This is a genomic window from Micromonospora sp. SD19 (assembly GCF_054462275.1).
Genome location: NZ_JBTLMN010000003.1, coordinates 362480 through 376597, shown reverse-complemented (window position 1 = coordinate 376597; position 14118 = coordinate 362480). Strand labels below are relative to the sequence as shown.

Genomic DNA, 14118 nt, shown 5'->3' with positions numbered 1-14118 from the left:
CACCCCGGCCGGGCGGGGAGTTGGCGGCTGAGCAACCGGTCAGGCGCCGGCCGGCGATCCTCGGGTGGCCGGCGACACTCCCGCTCAGGCCGGCGGGAGCAGCAGCCCGACCTGCTCGACGTGCTGGGTCATCGGGAAGAGGTCGAAGCCCCGCAGCGCCGCCAGCCGCCACCCGAGGTCGGCGAAGGTGCGCACGTCCCGGGCGAACGCCGCCGGGTCGCAGGCCACGTACGCGACAGCCCGGGGGCCGGCGGCGGCCAACGCGCGGACGACCGGGGCGCCGGCGCCGGAGCGCGGCGGGTCGAGCACCACCACGTCGACCGGGCCGGTTATCCGTCGGCGGGCCAGCGCGGTCTCCACCCGGGCCGCGACCACCTCGACGGTGGGCAGGTCGGCGAGGTTCTCCCGGGCGGCGGTGACACCCTGCGCCGCCGCTTCGACAAGCGTCACCCGCCCGGTCGCGCCGACCCGTGCGGCCAACCCGGCGGCGAACAGCCCCGCACCGCCGTAGAGGTCCCAGGCGGTCTCGCCCGGCTGCGGGTCCAGCATCTCCAGCACCGCGGTGGCGAGGGTGTCCGCCGCAGCCGGGTGCACCTGCCAGAACGCGGACGCGGGCAGCGTCCAGTCCCGTCCGGCGGCGACCTCGCGGACCTCGGTCGGGCCACTGACCGGGGTGGGCACCCCGTCGCGCAGCTCGCTGACTGTCACGTCCCCTCCGGTGCTGGCGACGGTCTCCACCGCCTCGGCGGCCGGCCAGCGCGCGCCGGTGGGGGTGAGCACCGGCAGCTCCTGGATGGCCGGGTGGGCGATCCGGCACCTGTCGATCGGCACCACCTCGTGCGAGCGGTGCTTGAGCAGTCCGGCCCGGTCCGCGCCGTCGACCGCGTAACGGACCCGGGAGCGCCAACCCAGCAGCCCGCCGGGCAGCGCCTCGACCCGGACGCCGAGCCGGTCCAGTTCGACGTCGGTCAGCCCGCCGAGGCGGACCAGCTGTTCGCGCACCACGGCCGTCTTCCAGGCCAACTGTGCGGCCGGGGCGACGTGTTGCAGGTCGCAGCCACCGCAGGCGCCCGGCTTCGCGTACGGGCAGGGTGGCTCGACCCGGTCCGGTGAGGGGTCCAGCACTGTCACCGCGTCGGCCCGGACGAACCCCTTGTGCACCTCGGTGACCTCGGCGATGACCCGCTCACCCGGCAGCGCGTGCCGGACGAAGACCACCTGCCCGTCCACCCGGGCCACACAGTGCCCGCCCGGGGCGACCGCGTCGACGGTCAGCTCGACCCGGTCCGCCTCGGCCAGGCCCCGCTCCAGGGCCGAGGAACCCGACGCCGACGGCGTCCGAGGTGTCGCGGTCCGACTGCCCGGCTCAGTCACTGGTGTTCCCCCTCGTCGCACTACCTCCGCGCTGCTCACCCTCGCCGGACGGCGCGGCGACCACCGGCGGCACGGCGACCGGCGGCGGGACGGCGCTGCGCGGCCCGCGCGCCGGGGTCCGGGACAGCGTGGCGTCCAGCCGGTCCAGGTTCTTGCTCGCCGTCGACGCGAGCTGCCACGGCACGCTGACCACCATCACCCCCGGTTCGAAGAGCAGCCGGCCCTTGAGGCGCAGCGCGCTCTGGTTGTGCAGCAGGTTCTCCCACCACCGGCCGACCACGTACTCCGGAATGAACACGGTGACCACGTCGCGGGGCGACTTGCGGCGGGTGGAGGCGACGAAGTCCAGGATCGGCCGGGTGATCTCCCGGTACGGCGAGTCGACAACGGTGAGCGGGATCGCCATCTCCCGGCGCTCCCAGTCGGCCTGCAGGTCCCGGGTGTCCGACTCGTCGACGTTGACGGTCACCGCGGTCAGCGTGTCCGGTCGGGTGGCGCGGGCATAGGCGATGGCCCGCAGCGTCGGCTGGTGCAGCTTGCTGACCAGCACGATCGCGTGGTTGCGGGCGGGCAGCACGGCGCGGCCCTCATCCGGCGGCGTCAGCTCCACGGCGATCCGGTCGTAGTGCCGGCGGATGGCCAGCATCAACACGTAGATCACCGCCATCGCGGCGATCGCGATCCACGCGCCGAGCAGGAACTTGGTGATCAGGACGATCACCAACACCGCGCCGGTCAGGCCCGCGCCGAACGTGTTGATGGCCCGCGACCGGTGCATCCGGCGGCGCGCCTCCGGGTCCCGCTCGGTACGCAGGTGCCGGTTCCAGTGCCGGATCATGCCGGCCTGGGAGACGGTGAACGAGACGAACACCCCGACGATGTAGAGCTGGATGAGTCGGGTCACCTCGGCCTGGAAGCCGACGATCAGCACGATCGCGAAGAGGGCCAGGAAGACGATGCCGTTGGAGAACGCCAGCCGGTCACCCCGGGTGTGGAACTGCCGGGGCAGGTAGCGGTCCTGGGCGAGGATCGAGCCGAGCACCGGGAACCCGTTGAACGCGGTGTTGGCGGCCAGGAACAGGATGAGGGCGGTCATCCCGGCCACCACGTAGAGCAGGATCGACCCGGACCCGAAGACCGTCTCGCCGAGCTGGGTGGTGACCGTCTTCTGCACGTACCCCTCGGGGCCGGCGACGATCTGCAGGCCCGGATCCTCGACGAACTGCAGGTGGGTCAGACGGGCCAGCCAGATGATGCCGACCAGCATGCTCACCGAGATGCTGCCGAGCAGCAGCAGGGTGGTGGCGGCGTTGCGGCTCTTCGGCGCCTTGAACGCGGGCACCCCGTTGGAGATCGCCTCCACGCCGGTGAGCGCGGCGGCGCCCGAGCTGAACGTCCGCAGCAGCAGGAAGATGAGCGCGAAACCGGTCACACTGTGCTCGGCCTGGATGACCAGGTCGGCGCTCGGCGCGCGGAGCTCGTCACCCAGCACGAAGACCCGGAACAGCCCGGTGAGCAGCATCCCGCCCATCACGATGACGAAGCCGTAGGTGGGGATGGCGAACGCGGTGCCCGACTCGCGCAGACCGCGCAGGTTGACCGCGCTCAGCAGGACCACCGCGCTCACCGCGATCAGGACCTTGTGGGTGGCCACGAACGGCACGACCGAGCCCAGGTTGGCCACCCCGGAGGAGACCGACACCGCCACCGTGAGCACGTAGTCGACGAGCAACGCGCTGGCCACCCCGACGCCGAACTTCGGACCCAGGTTGACGGTGGCCACCTCGTAGTCACCACCACCGGACGGGTAGGCGTGCACGTTCTGCCGGTAGCTGGCCACCACGGTGAGCATGACCACGACCACGGCCAGGGCGATCCACGGCGAGAAGACGTACGCGGAGGCACCGGCGATGGACAGGGTCAACAGGATCTCGTCGGGCGCGTACGCGACGCTGGACAGCGCGTCGGAGGCGAAGACGGGAAGCGCGATGCGCTTCGGCAGGAGGGTGTGCTGCAGCCGGTCGGACCGGAACGGTCGACCGAGCAGAAGCCGCTTCAGCAGCGAGGTGGGACTGGCCACGAACGCCAAGGGTACGACCACCACGGCGGGGGCGCGGGGGTGGGCGATCACGGCCGCTCAGCACGGCGGGGTACGGTCGGTCCCCGCTCGCGACCGGGACGTGGCAGGCTCGCACTCGGAAGGCCACCGGCAGCGGGAGTGGTGCGCACCTTGGGAGGGACAGCGTGCACGTCGTGATCATGGGGTGTGGTCGGGTCGGGTCGACCCTCGCCCACAGCCTGGAGTCCCGAGGGCACTCGGTGTCGGTGATCGACCAGGACGCCGACGCCTTCCGCCGGCTCGGCCCCGACTTCGCCGGGATCACGGTGACCGGTGCCGGTTTCGACGGCGAGGTGCTCCGGCAGGCCGGCATCGAACGCGCTGACGCCTTCGCGGCGGTGTCGAGCGGCGACAACTCCAACATCATCTCGGCCCGGCTGGCCCGCGAGACGTTCGGCGTGTCCCGGGTCGCCGCCCGCATCTACGACCAGCGCCGGGCACAGGTCTACGAGCGGCTGGGCATCCCCACCGTGGCGACGGTGCGGTGGACGGCGGACCGGATGCTGCGACACCTGGTGCCGGAGGGCAACGTGGAGATCTTCCGCGACCCCACGAGCACCGTGTCGATCGTCGAGGTGCCGGTGCACAAGGACTGGATCGGTCGACCGGTGCGGACCCTGGAGGAGGCGGCCGGAGCGCGGGTGGCCTACCTGATCCGCTTCGGCATCGGCACGCTGCCCACCGGCTCCACCGTCCTGCAAGAGGGTGACCAGGTGTTCATGCTGGTCAGCGACGACATCGTGGCGACGGTCACGTCGGTGGCGGCGACGGCGCCGGAAGGAGGGCACTGACCATGCGAGTCGCCATCGCTGGCGCGGGCAACGTGGGCCGCTCGATCGCCCAGGAGTTGATCGACAACGGCCACCAGGTGATGCTGATCGAGCGCCAGCCCAAGATGCTGCGCCCGGACCGGGTGCCGGACGCCGAGTGGGTGCTGGCCGACGCGTGCGAGCTGACCAGCCTGGAGGAGGCCGACGTCGCCGGGTGCGACGTCGTGGTCGCGGCGACCGGCGACGACAAGACCAACCTGGTGCTGTCGCTGTTGGCCAAGACCGAGTTCGCGGTGCCCCGGGTGGTCGCCCGGGTCAACCGGGCCGAGAACGAGTGGCTGTTCACCGAGCAGTGGGGCGTGGACGTCGCGGTGAGCAAGCCGCGGGTGATGGCCGCACTGGTCGAGGAGGCGGTCACCGTCGGCGACCTGGTCCGGCTGATGACCTTCCGGCAGGGTGAGGCGAACCTGGTCGAGATCACCCTGCCGCCGACCGCCCCGTACGTGGGTCAACCGATCCACGCGGTGCCGCTGCCCCGTGACTCCGCGCTGGTGGCGATCCTGCGCGGCAAGCGGGTCCTGGTGCCGAGCCCGGACGACCCGATCGAGGCCGGCGACGAGCTGATCTTCGTCTGCACCGCCGAGGTGGAGGACGACGTCCGCGCGGTGATCCTCGGGGCGGACAGCGTCGAACGGACCCGCGGCTCCCGCTGACCGCAGGGCCGCAGTGAGCGGCCGGGTGGCCCGGCCTCGCTCAGGCGCTGGGCAGCGGGGCCGGCGACGACTCCCGGGTGACCCGGCGAACCGTCCAGACCGTGATCAGCAGCAGCAGCGCGTACGGCGGGTAGCCCAGCGCCAGCCGGGCCACACCCAGCGCGGTGTCCTGGTGGGCCAGGTAGAGCCCGGCCTGCACGCCCACCTTGGCCAGCCAGACCACACCCCAGAGCACTGTCAGCTGGGTGAAGGCGCGGACCAGCTTCGGGTCGCTGCGCCACTCCGAACGGCCCTTGGCGACCAGCACCGACCAGATCCAGCCCACCAGCGGCTGCCGGATCGCGGCCGAGATCAGCAGGGCCACGCCGTACCCGATGCCGTAGAGGATGCCGGGGAGGTAGAAGTCACGTTCGTTGCCGGTGCGCCACGCGATGGCCGCGCCGACACCGACACCGAAGAGCCCGTTGACGGCGTGCCGGACGGGCCGGCGTTGGGCCAACCGCACCCCGGCGATCAGCACCGCGACGGAGACCGAGGCGATCACCGCCGGCCGCAGCTCGCCGATGATGTTGGCGAGGACGAAGACGACGACCGGGATGCTCGACTCGACCAACCCGCGCCAGCCGCCGAGCTGGTCGGCCATCTGCTCGGCGATCGTCGGCAGCCGCTCCTCGTCCTGAGGGCCCGTCTCGGGCTGTGCCGCCCGGTCCTGTCCCGTCGTCATCGCCGGCCTTTCGTCCGCAGTGTCGTCACTTGGGCGAGTCCAGCTCGTAGTAGGGGTTGTAGATGACCTTGCGGTCGTCGCGCACCGCCACCCGGCCACGGGCGGTCAGGTGCCGGCCCGGCTCGATCCCGGCGATGTGCCGCCGACCCAGCCAGACGAGAGTGACCACGTCACTGCCGTCGTACAGGTCGGCCTCAAGGGTGGGCAGGTTGGTGCGCGGGGTGTAGACCACGGTGCGCAACCGACCGGCGACCGAGACCATCTGCCCCCGGGAGCACTGCTGGGCGGGGATCCCGCCACACTCGGCGCTCTCCCGACGCAGCTCCTGCGCCTCGATCTCGGCCTCGCTGGCGGTGAACCTCTGCAGGATGCGCCGCAGCGACACCCGGCTCTCGTCGGCCGTCATGACCTCCGCGTCACCCTCTCCACGCTCGCCGTTCCCGGCCGGCCCCGGCGGCGCCGGAACCGTCCCGCCAGCGTACGCCGACGGGGCTTGTTCCGGCGGGCCGGTGCGCGCGGGTCAGACCTGACGCGGTGCGGCGGCGGCGTCGTCCGCCTCGGCCGCGGCCTGGTCGGCGACCTCCCGAGGCAACCGCAGCGGCAGCGGCTCGCGGACCGGCTTCGCCTCCTGCCCACGGTCGACCACCAGGCCGTCCAGGCACTCGACGAGCGGCCCGCCCAGGGCCGGGTCGGTGGCCACCGGGCCCTGGAACACGCCACGGACCATCCAGCGCGGCCCGTCGATTCCGACGAACCGCAGGTTCGTGGTGCCGTCCGGGGTACGCACCTGGGCGTGCAGCTCCGGGCCGTACTCGCCGGCGACCTCCTGCGCGCTCGCGCCGTCGCGGAGCAGCGACTGCCGGATCTCCTCGCGCACCTCGTCCCAGATCCCCTCGGACCGGGGGGCGGCGAAGACGCCCAGCTGGAGCGCGTTGTCGCCGTGCACCAGCACCACCTGCTGGATCACACCCTGCGGGTCGGCCTGCACCCGCACCTCGACGTCGGCGATCGCCGGGATGTGCAGGCTGCCGAGGTCGAGGCGCTGCACGTCGTCGTAGCTCTCGGAGATGTCGTACGGGCCGCGCTCCAGCGTCGGCGCCGCATCGCCCTGGTCCGGGACCTGGGTAACCCGCTCGTCACGGGTCTGCCGCTCGGCGTCGGCCCGCTTTCGGGAGAAGATCACTGCGCCTGCCCTCCGCTGTTCACACTCACCCTGCCACCTCTTCCGTCTGCCCGCGGCCCGGCTCGCTCGGCCGCCGCTCGACCCGGTCCTGACCCGTCGGCGACGGCACCAGCCCGGCGTGCCCACCGGTGGACCCGTGCCCACCGGTCCCACGCCGGGACGCGGGCAGCTCGACCACCGGCTCGAACCGCGCCCGTGCGACCTGCTGGACCACGAGCTGCGCGATCCGGTCGCCGCGGGAGATCTTCGCCGGCACATCCCGATCATGATTGATCAGGTTGACCAGGATCTCACCCCGGTAGCCGGCGTCGACCGTACCGGGCGCGTTGAGCACCGTCACGCCGAGCCTGGCCGCCAGACCGGAGCGCGGATGGACCAGGCCCACGTACCCCTCGGGCAGCGCGATGGCCACCCCGGTGGGCACCAGAGCACGACCACCGGGCGGCAGCTCCACGTCCGCGGCCGCCACCAGGTCGGCCCCGGCGTCGCCGGGATGGGCGTACGTGGGCAGCGGCAGCTCGCTGTCGAGCAGCTGCACGGGCACGGGTACGACGTCGGTCACGGGTCCCCTCTTCCGTCCGGTTCGCGGGGTGACCCTGCCATCCTGCCGGTTCGTCGCGCCGCCGTGCGCCGTACCCTCGCAGGAGTGAGCATGTCGTCCTCCCCGTCCGCCGATCAGCCGCCCGTCGCCGCCCGTGCGGCGTACGCCGAGCGGCTGGATCTGCCCTGGTGGCTGTGGCTGGCCGGGCTGGTGGCCGCCGCGTTGCTGGCCGTCGAGATCTGGATGGGCGCCTCCGGCGTCCGCGCCTGGCTGCCGTTCGTCGTGCTGGTGCCGCTCACCGCGGCCGGGCTGTGGTGGCTGGGCCGGATCCGGGTCGGGGTGGCCGATGGCGAGCTGCGGGTGGACGACGCCCGCCTGCCGGTACGTTTCGTGGCCGACGTGGTGCCGCTGGACGTGGCCGGCCGACGTGAGGTGCTCGGCGTCGGCGCGGACCCGCTCGCCTTCGTGGTGCAGCGACCATGGATCGGTGGCGCCGTGCAGGTGATCCTCAACGATCCGGCGGACCCGACCCCGTTCTGGGTGGTCAGCACCCGCCACCCGGTCGAGCTGGCCGAGGCGGTGCTGGCCGCGCGGGACGCGCTGGCGCTCCCCGGTCCGACGGCGCGCGAGCCGGGCTGATCCGACGGCCGGAAGGCCCGTTCAGCCGGACGGCCAAGGCCCGCTCAGCTGCCGGCCTGGACGGCCAAGGCCCGCTCAGGTGCCGGTCGGCGGACCCGGCAGGGCAGCCGGCGGCGCGGGCCGGGCGATGCCCCGCCGTCGCAGGTCCAGCTGGAGCTGCTCGGCCATCTGCTGGGTGGCCCGCCGGTTGAGGAAGCTGGCCACCGCCGCACCGGTCAGGAACGGTCCGAGCGTGGTGAGGTTGCGACCGAACCGCCGCAGCAGCATCTCCCGCAGCTCCTTGCGGGCCGCGGTGCCGAGCACCGCGCCCACTCCCACGCCGGGCACCATCGGGTTGACGCCGCGCTGGGTGGCCCAGGAGTGCACCAGGGCGACCGCCCGTTGGGTGCCGGCGTCCGGCAGCGCCACACCGTGCAGCTCGTGCAGCTCGCCGACCAGTTTCAGCTCCACCGCCACCACGGCGACGGTCTCGGCGGCGAGCAGCACCGGGGCGGAGAGCAGGGTCGGTGCGACCGTCCACTCGACGGCGGCGACGCCCCCTCCGGCCGCGCCGATCGCGGCAGTGGTCCGGGACGCGTTGCGGACGAGCCGGTCGGCGATGGCACCATCGTCCAGACCGGGAAAATGCCGACGCAGGGTGTCCAGGTCCCGTACCGGGACGTGCGGGGCGATCTCGGCGACTGTGTCGACCATCCACCGCACTGCGGCACGCGGCTTGAACAGGTCGGAGATGCCCCGTGCGCGGGCCTGCCCGACCATCCGGGTCAGCAGTTGGCGGCGACGGGCCGGCTCGATGTCGTCAGCTGTCAGCGCCGCGACGGTGGCACCGAGGTCGCTCGCACCGCCGTCAGTACCGAGGTCGCTCGCACCGCCGTCGGCGCCAGGATCATCCGCGCCACCAGGGGCCCTGACGTCACTCGCGCCACCGGTGGCGCCGAGGCCGTCCGTGCCGCCATCGGTGGTGCCGCCTCGATCGCTCATCGGACCTCCCGGTGCTGTGGCTACCCGCTACGAGTCAAGCAGGTACCCACCGCTGACGCATGCCTACACCGGCAGCGGCGGCCCCGTTCCGGAGGCCGCCGCCGTGTCGTGGTTGTCAGACGCACTCGCGGCAGATCAGCTCGCCGTTGCGCTCGACCGCCAGCTGGCTACGGTGGTGGACCAGGAAGCAGCGGGCGCACCTGAACTCGTCCTGCTGCATCGGAAGCACCTTGACCGTGAGCTCCTCGTCGGCCAGATCGGCACCGGGCAGCTCGAAGCTCTCGGCCACCTCGGCCTCGTCGACATCCACCGCGCCCGACTGTGAGTCGACGCGCCGTGCCTTGAGCTCTTCCAGGCTGTCCTCGCCGAGGTCGACCTCGTCGCGACGCGGGGCGTCGTAGTCGGTGGCCATCGGTTTCACTCTCCCATATCGATGTTGTCGCTTCCGGTTGTAACGCCGGACGACGCTGTTTCGGTTCCGCTGGCCGGCCACCACTTGTGTCGGGCACCCGACCCGAGGACCGAACGGGTCGAGCTCGCTGGGGCGACTCCCCTGCGAGCGCGGAACCTTACCCCCCCTTGGGCGAGGCATGTATACCGCCCTTGCGGCTGAGATGTACGCCCCCGCACGCGAAGTTGTTCCCAATGTGATTCAGGCGACACGAAGATAGGGGTAGTAGTACCCGGTTCGCGGTCGCCGCGCCGGCATGTCGGGCTGTTTCCACGCGACGGCCGGACAACCGTTAACCTCAGCGGCGTATTCGACGGCCGGCGGCCTGAGCGATCGTTCCTGGCCGTCACCACCCACCTGAGGTTCGGGGAGTGCCCTGATGAGTTTTGCGCGCGTGCGAGCACTCGTCGTCGTCGGCCTGTTGGCGGTCATCGCCCTGGTCTTCGTCGTCGTCGCCGTGGTCCGCGACAGCCAGGGCAACGCGGGCACCGCGGCGGGTTGCCCCGAGGGTTGGCCACTGGCGGATCTGACCCTGCGCGAGCGCAAGGACGTCAAGATCAACGTATTCAACGCCACAGACCAGCCCGGCCTCGCCCACACCGTCGCCGACGAGTTCAGCAACCGACAGTTCCAGGTCAAGAAGACCGGGAACGAAAAGAAGGTCGACAGCGTCGCGGTGCTGCGGTTCGGCCCGAAGGGCGTCGGTTCCGCGCACCTGCTCCAGGCGTACTTCCTCAACAACGCCGTGCCGGGCTACGACCCGAAGCGCACCGACGACACCGTGGACGTGGTGCTGGGCAACCGCTTCCAGCAGCTCGCCACCACGACCGAGGTCAACCAGTCCCTCGGCGACTCGGGCCCGCCGGTGGCGCCCAAGGGCTCCTGCCCGTCCCCACCCGCCAAGTGACGGCGTAACCGCCCCGGCGTCAGGGACCGCCGGACGCGTCCAGGGCGGCCAGCCGATCGTGCAGCGGCGCGAAGAGCGCGGGCGGGGCCGCGACCACCAGGTCCGGCCCGGGCGGTCGACCGGCCAGGCCGGCGACCCGAACCCCCGCCTCGGCGGCCACCAGCCCGCCCGCCGCCAGGTCCCAGGCCGCAAGACCCTTCTCGAAGTACGCGTCGAGGCGCCCCTCGGCGACCAGGCAGAGGTCCAGCGCGGCGGCGCCGAGCCGACGGATGTCCCGCACGTGTGCGATCAGCCCGGCGACCACCCGCGCCTGGTGCGCCCGGCGGGCGGCGTCGTAGCCGAAGCCGGTGCCGACCAGCGCCTGCCCCAGGTCGACCTCGGCGGAGCAGCGCAGCCGGACGCCGTCGCGCCAGGCACCGCCGCCGGCCGTGGCGGTCCACTCCTCGCCGGTGCTCACGTTGCGCACGACGCCGGCGACCACCACCCCGTCCACCTCGGCGGCCAGCGAGACCGCCGAGTGCGGCAGCCCGTACAGGTAGTTCACGGTGCCGTCGATCGGGTCGACGATCCAGCGCACCCCGCTGCGCCCCGCGTCGGAGGTCCCCTCGCCGTACTCCTCGCCGAGCACCGAGTCGTCCGGGCGGAGCGCGGCCAGCGCGTCGAGGATCTGCCGCTCCACCGCCCGGTCGGCGGCGGTGACCACGTCGGTGACGGTGCTCTTGGTGGCGGCCACGACGACCCCCTCGGCGCGCATCCGGTACGCGGTGTCCGCCGCGTCCCGGGCGACCTCCAGCGCGATGGCCAGCAGCTCCGACGGCGGCGTAGCCGAGTTGGTCATGATTCGCCTCTTTCCGCACGCCGGGTGCAGGTGGGTGGAACTGGCGACCCGGCTTCCGAAGATCATCGTTCCCCACGCGGTGCGACGGCACCAGACCGGGATGTTTGCGCAGGGCATCCCCCTGCGGGGCCACCTGGCCCACAGGCGCGGATTGACCGGGCCAACCTCAGCAAATATGCCCCTTTAGGTTGGTAATGTCGCTTAAGTGCCTACCGCCCCGTCCGTGCTCAGCTCGCAACCGTTGCCCAACCGCGACCTGGTGGGGCCACCACCGGCCAGACCGCCGGTGGTCCCGGTGATCCCCGCCGGCACCCTCGCCACCACCGCACCGACCGCGTACCCGCTGCTCAGGCGGCGGTTCGGACACGATCTGCGCACCGCCGGGCTCGACGACGGGCGCCCTTCGCCGGCCACGCGGCTATCATTACCGCGAAGCCAACATCTCCGCCGCGCTGACGGTCCCCACCGGCGGTACGCGGTGCGGAGCAGGATGATCGCCGCAGACGGCGTTACAATTCACCCCTGCCCACGCGGCACGGACCGCCGATCACCGGCCGGACCGTGACACGGGGGTCCCTCAACCACATCGCCCGGCACGGTAACCCTCGCTGCGCTGGACGAACACGCCGTGCCCGCTCTTCGCCTCCGGAAGGTCATTCGTGACAGAACCCCGCCAGCCCGGCGCCGACGTTCGCTCGCTCACCGACACCCTGATCGCCCACGCGCAGAGCGCCGGTGGCCAGCTCACGTCGGCCCAGCTCGCGCGCACCGTCGAGTCCGCCGAGGTGACTCCGGCCCAGGCCAAGAAGATCCTGCGGGCGCTCTCCGAGGCGGGAGTGACCGTCGTGGTGGACGGCTCGGCGAGCACCCGTCGCCGCGTCGCCGCGGCCCGCTCGACCACGCCGGCGTCCCGGGCCACCACCGCCAAGACCACCAAGAAGGCAGCCGCGCCGGCCCCGAAGCAGGCGCCCGCCGCCGACGACGCCCCGTCGACGCCGGGCCCGCGCAAGGTGGCCGCCCGCAAGGCGACCGGCACCGCCGCCGAGGCCGCCGCGGCGACGCCAGCGAAGGCGACCCGGTCGACCCGAGCCACCAAGGCGACGGTGGCAGCGGCTGCCGGAGCCAAGCCGACCAAGGCCGCCGGCAAGGCCAAGGGCGAGGGCGCCGAGGGCGAGATCGACCCGGAGGAGCTGGCCGCCGCGATCGAGGATGTGGTGGTCGAGGAGCCGGCCGAGCTGGCCCAGGCCGCCGAGACCGACGCCGCCGCCTCGGCGACCGACAACGACTTCGAGTGGGACGACGAGGAGTCCGAGGCCCTCAAGCAGGCGCGACGTGACGCCGAGCTGACCGCCTCCGCCGACTCCGTGCGGGCGTACCTGAAGCAGATCGGCAAGGTTCCGCTGCTCAACGCCGAGCAGGAGGTGGAGCTGGCCAAGCGGATCGAGGCCGGGCTCTACGCCGCCGAGCGGCTGCGGGCCGCCGACGAGGGCGAGGAGAAGCTCGTCCGGGAGATGGTCCGTGACCTGGGCTGGATCTCCCGGGACGGCGAGCGGGCCAAGAACCACCTCCTGGAGGCGAACCTCCGACTGGTGGTGTCGCTGGCCAAGCGCTACACCGGCCGTGGCATGGCCTTCCTCGACCTGATCCAGGAGGGCAACCTCGGCCTGATCCGGGCGGTCGAGAAGTTCGACTACACCAAGGGCTACAAGTTCTCCACGTACGCCACCTGGTGGATCCGACAGGCCATCACCCGAGCAATGGCCGACCAGGCCCGCACCATCCGCATCCCGGTGCACATGGTCGAGGTCATCAACAAGCTCGGCCGCATACAGCGTGAGCTGCTCCAGGATCTGGGCCGCGAGCCCACCCCGGAGGAGCTGGCCAAGGAGATGGACATCACACCCGAGAAGGTGCTGGAGATCCAGCAGTACGCTCGGGAGCCCATTTCACTGGACCAGACCATCGGCGACGAGGGCGACAGCCAGCTCGGCGACTTCATCGAGGATTCCGAGGCCGTGGTTGCGGTCGACGCGGTTTCCTTCTCGCTCCTGCAGGACCAGCTCCAGCAGGTGCTGCAGACGCTCTCCGAGCGTGAGGCGGGTGTGGTACGTCTGCGCTTCGGCCTGACCGACGGCCAGCCTCGGACGCTCGACGAGATCGGCCAGGTCTACGGGGTGACCCGGGAGCGGATCCGGCAGATCGAGTCCAAGACGATGTCGAAGCTGCGTCACCCGTCCCGGTCGCAGGTCCTCAGGGATTACCTGGACTGAGCGGGTTTCGTCAACCCAACGTGTCGTTTTGATCACCTGGTGTGCAACACCAGATGGTGATCGTCCGGATGCACGAATGTGATCGTTGACGTGGCACCCTGGGTGCACGGCACACTGTCCCTTCCAGGTGTGACCTCGGTCCCCCGCGGGCACACAGGGAAGGCAGTGCCTAGTAAGGGTGTTGCACGATAGGTGAGCAACGACCGAAGAGATTGTTCATCGGTGACGACCAGAGGAGGAAGGCGATGACCCCGACCCTCACGCCGCCGCCCGAGACGGTGGCGCCCCCAGCCGCCGATGAACGGTGCGACCGCTGCAATGCTGCCGGGAAGCTCCGGATCACTCTGGCGGGTGGGAGCGAGCTGGTGTTCTGCGGGCACCACGCGAACAAGTACGCGGAGGATCTCGTGAAGATCACCGAGCGGTTCGCAACGGAGCCCGATTTCAGCTGGCGTGGCGCCGATCTGATGGCGAACTAAATCCGCAAACCGACATAGCCGGCCGGAGGCACCCAGAGGGTGCCTCCGGCCGGCTTTTCGGTCCAAACGTGCGTCGGGCATCCGCGCCGCCTCGGGCAGGCGACCCTCAGCGGCGGCAGGGCACGGTGA

The 14118-nt window shown here is 71.9% G+C and carries 15 protein-coding genes; 6 read left to right on the top strand and 9 right to left on the bottom strand.

All coding sequences use genetic code 11. From position 1 onward, the window contains the following. Positions 1 to 84: 84 nt before the first annotated feature. Entirely contained in the window at positions 85 to 1311 is a 1227-nt protein-coding gene (locus ACX27O_RS14195) for a class I SAM-dependent RNA methyltransferase (protein WP_458939665.1), read from the bottom strand. A 55-nt stretch (positions 1312 to 1366) separates the two neighbouring features. Continuing rightward, complete coding sequence (locus ACX27O_RS14190; RefSeq protein WP_051708850.1) at positions 1367 to 3454, bottom strand: APC family permease; 2088 nt, start codon at positions 3452 to 3454, stop codon at positions 1367 to 1369. A 164-nt stretch (positions 3455 to 3618) separates the two neighbouring features. Between ACX27O_RS14190 and ACX27O_RS14185 the strand changes: the two genes are divergently transcribed. Then, positions 3619 to 4284 (top strand): potassium channel family protein, encoded by a 666-nt coding sequence (locus ACX27O_RS14185; RefSeq protein WP_030337451.1) that lies wholly within the window; start codon positions 3619 to 3621, stop codon positions 4282 to 4284. 2 nt (positions 4285 to 4286) lie between these two features. After that, positions 4287 to 4976 (top strand): potassium channel family protein, encoded by a 690-nt coding sequence (locus tag ACX27O_RS14180; protein ID WP_030337449.1) that lies wholly within the window; start codon positions 4287 to 4289, stop codon positions 4974 to 4976. A gap of 40 nt (positions 4977 to 5016) precedes the next feature. Here the strand turns inward: ACX27O_RS14180 and ACX27O_RS14175 are convergent, their stop codons facing one another. From ACX27O_RS14175 to dut, 4 genes are all read right to left on the bottom strand, one after another. Beyond that, positions 5017 to 5700, bottom strand: a complete 684-nt coding sequence (locus tag ACX27O_RS14175; RefSeq protein WP_458939542.1) for a DUF3159 domain-containing protein — start codon at positions 5698 to 5700, stop codon at positions 5017 to 5019. Between the two features lie 25 nt (positions 5701 to 5725). Further along, positions 5726 to 6106, bottom strand: a complete 381-nt coding sequence (locus ACX27O_RS14170; protein ID WP_030337446.1) for an OB-fold nucleic acid binding domain-containing protein — start codon at positions 6104 to 6106, stop codon at positions 5726 to 5728. Positions 6107 to 6220: 114 nt separating this feature from the next. Next, on the bottom strand, positions 6221 to 6883 hold the full coding sequence (locus tag ACX27O_RS14165; RefSeq protein WP_030337444.1) for a DUF3710 domain-containing protein: 663 nt from the start codon (positions 6881 to 6883) through the stop codon (positions 6221 to 6223). Between the two features lie 25 nt (positions 6884 to 6908). After that, on the bottom strand, positions 6909 to 7445 hold the full coding sequence (dut, locus tag ACX27O_RS14160; RefSeq protein ID WP_036412536.1) for a dUTP diphosphatase: 537 nt from the start codon (positions 7443 to 7445) through the stop codon (positions 6909 to 6911). A gap of 84 nt (positions 7446 to 7529) precedes the next feature. Here dut and ACX27O_RS14155 point away from each other — a divergent pair, with 84 nt between their 5' ends. Next, positions 7530 to 8063 (top strand): DUF3093 domain-containing protein, encoded by a 534-nt coding sequence (locus ACX27O_RS14155; protein WP_374224331.1) that lies wholly within the window; start codon positions 7530 to 7532, stop codon positions 8061 to 8063. 75 nt (positions 8064 to 8138) lie between these two features. Here ACX27O_RS14155 and ACX27O_RS14150 read toward each other — a convergent pair whose 3' ends face one another. Both ACX27O_RS14150 and ACX27O_RS14145 read right to left on the bottom strand, forming a co-directional pair. Further along, the gene (locus ACX27O_RS14150) at positions 8139 to 9044 is read right to left on the bottom strand and encodes a hypothetical protein (RefSeq protein WP_358128393.1); all 906 of its coding nucleotides are present in this window, start codon (positions 9042 to 9044) and stop codon (positions 8139 to 8141) included. Between the two features lie 115 nt (positions 9045 to 9159). Beyond that, positions 9160 to 9456 (bottom strand): DUF4193 domain-containing protein, encoded by a 297-nt coding sequence (locus tag ACX27O_RS14145; RefSeq protein WP_007075406.1) that lies wholly within the window; start codon positions 9454 to 9456, stop codon positions 9160 to 9162. 433 nt (positions 9457 to 9889) lie between these two features. Here ACX27O_RS14145 and ACX27O_RS14140 point away from each other — a divergent pair, with 433 nt between their 5' ends. After that, complete coding sequence (locus ACX27O_RS14140) at positions 9890 to 10402, top strand: LytR C-terminal domain-containing protein (RefSeq protein WP_030337437.1); 513 nt, start codon at positions 9890 to 9892, stop codon at positions 10400 to 10402. A 19-nt stretch (positions 10403 to 10421) separates the two neighbouring features. On the opposite strand, the gene ACX27O_RS14135 is transcribed toward ACX27O_RS14140, so the two are convergent. Further along, entirely contained in the window at positions 10422 to 11240 is an 819-nt protein-coding gene (locus ACX27O_RS14135; protein ID WP_210861505.1) for an inositol monophosphatase family protein, read from the bottom strand. A 659-nt stretch (positions 11241 to 11899) separates the two neighbouring features. Between ACX27O_RS14135 and ACX27O_RS14130 the strand changes: the two genes are divergently transcribed. Beyond that, the gene (locus ACX27O_RS14130) at positions 11900 to 13510 is read left to right on the top strand and encodes an RNA polymerase sigma factor (RefSeq protein WP_030337433.1); all 1611 of its coding nucleotides are present in this window, start codon (positions 11900 to 11902) and stop codon (positions 13508 to 13510) included. Between the two features lie 245 nt (positions 13511 to 13755). Next, a complete protein-coding gene (locus ACX27O_RS14125; protein WP_030337431.1) occupies positions 13756 to 13989 on the top strand; it encodes a DUF7455 domain-containing protein in 234 nt (77 codons plus the stop codon). The last annotated feature ends 129 nt before the right edge of the window (positions 13990 to 14118 follow it).

Bases quoted from the DNA above. Each gene is read 5' to 3' on its own strand.
- ACX27O_RS14125 (WP_030337431.1), top strand. From the start codon at position 13,756: ATGACCCCGACCCTCACGCCGCCGCCCGAGACGGTGGCGCCCCCAGCC.
- ACX27O_RS14150 (WP_358128393.1), bottom strand. From the start codon at position 9,044: ATGAGCGATCGAGGCGGCACCACCGATGGCGGCACGGACGGCCTCGGC.
- ACX27O_RS14180 (WP_030337449.1), top strand. From the start codon at position 4,287: ATGCGAGTCGCCATCGCTGGCGCGGGCAACGTGGGCCGCTCGATCGCC.
- ACX27O_RS14145 (WP_007075406.1), bottom strand. From the start codon at position 9,456: ATGGCCACCGACTACGACGCCCCGCGTCGCGACGAGGTCGACCTCGGC.
- ACX27O_RS14135 (WP_210861505.1), bottom strand. From the start codon at position 11,240: ATGACCAACTCGGCTACGCCGCCGTCGGAGCTGCTGGCCATCGCGCTG.
- ACX27O_RS14170 (WP_030337446.1), bottom strand. From the start codon at position 6,106: ATGACGGCCGACGAGAGCCGGGTGTCGCTGCGGCGCATCCTGCAGAGG.
- ACX27O_RS14175 (WP_458939542.1), bottom strand. From the start codon at position 5,700: ATGACGACGGGACAGGACCGGGCGGCACAGCCCGAGACGGGCCCTCAG.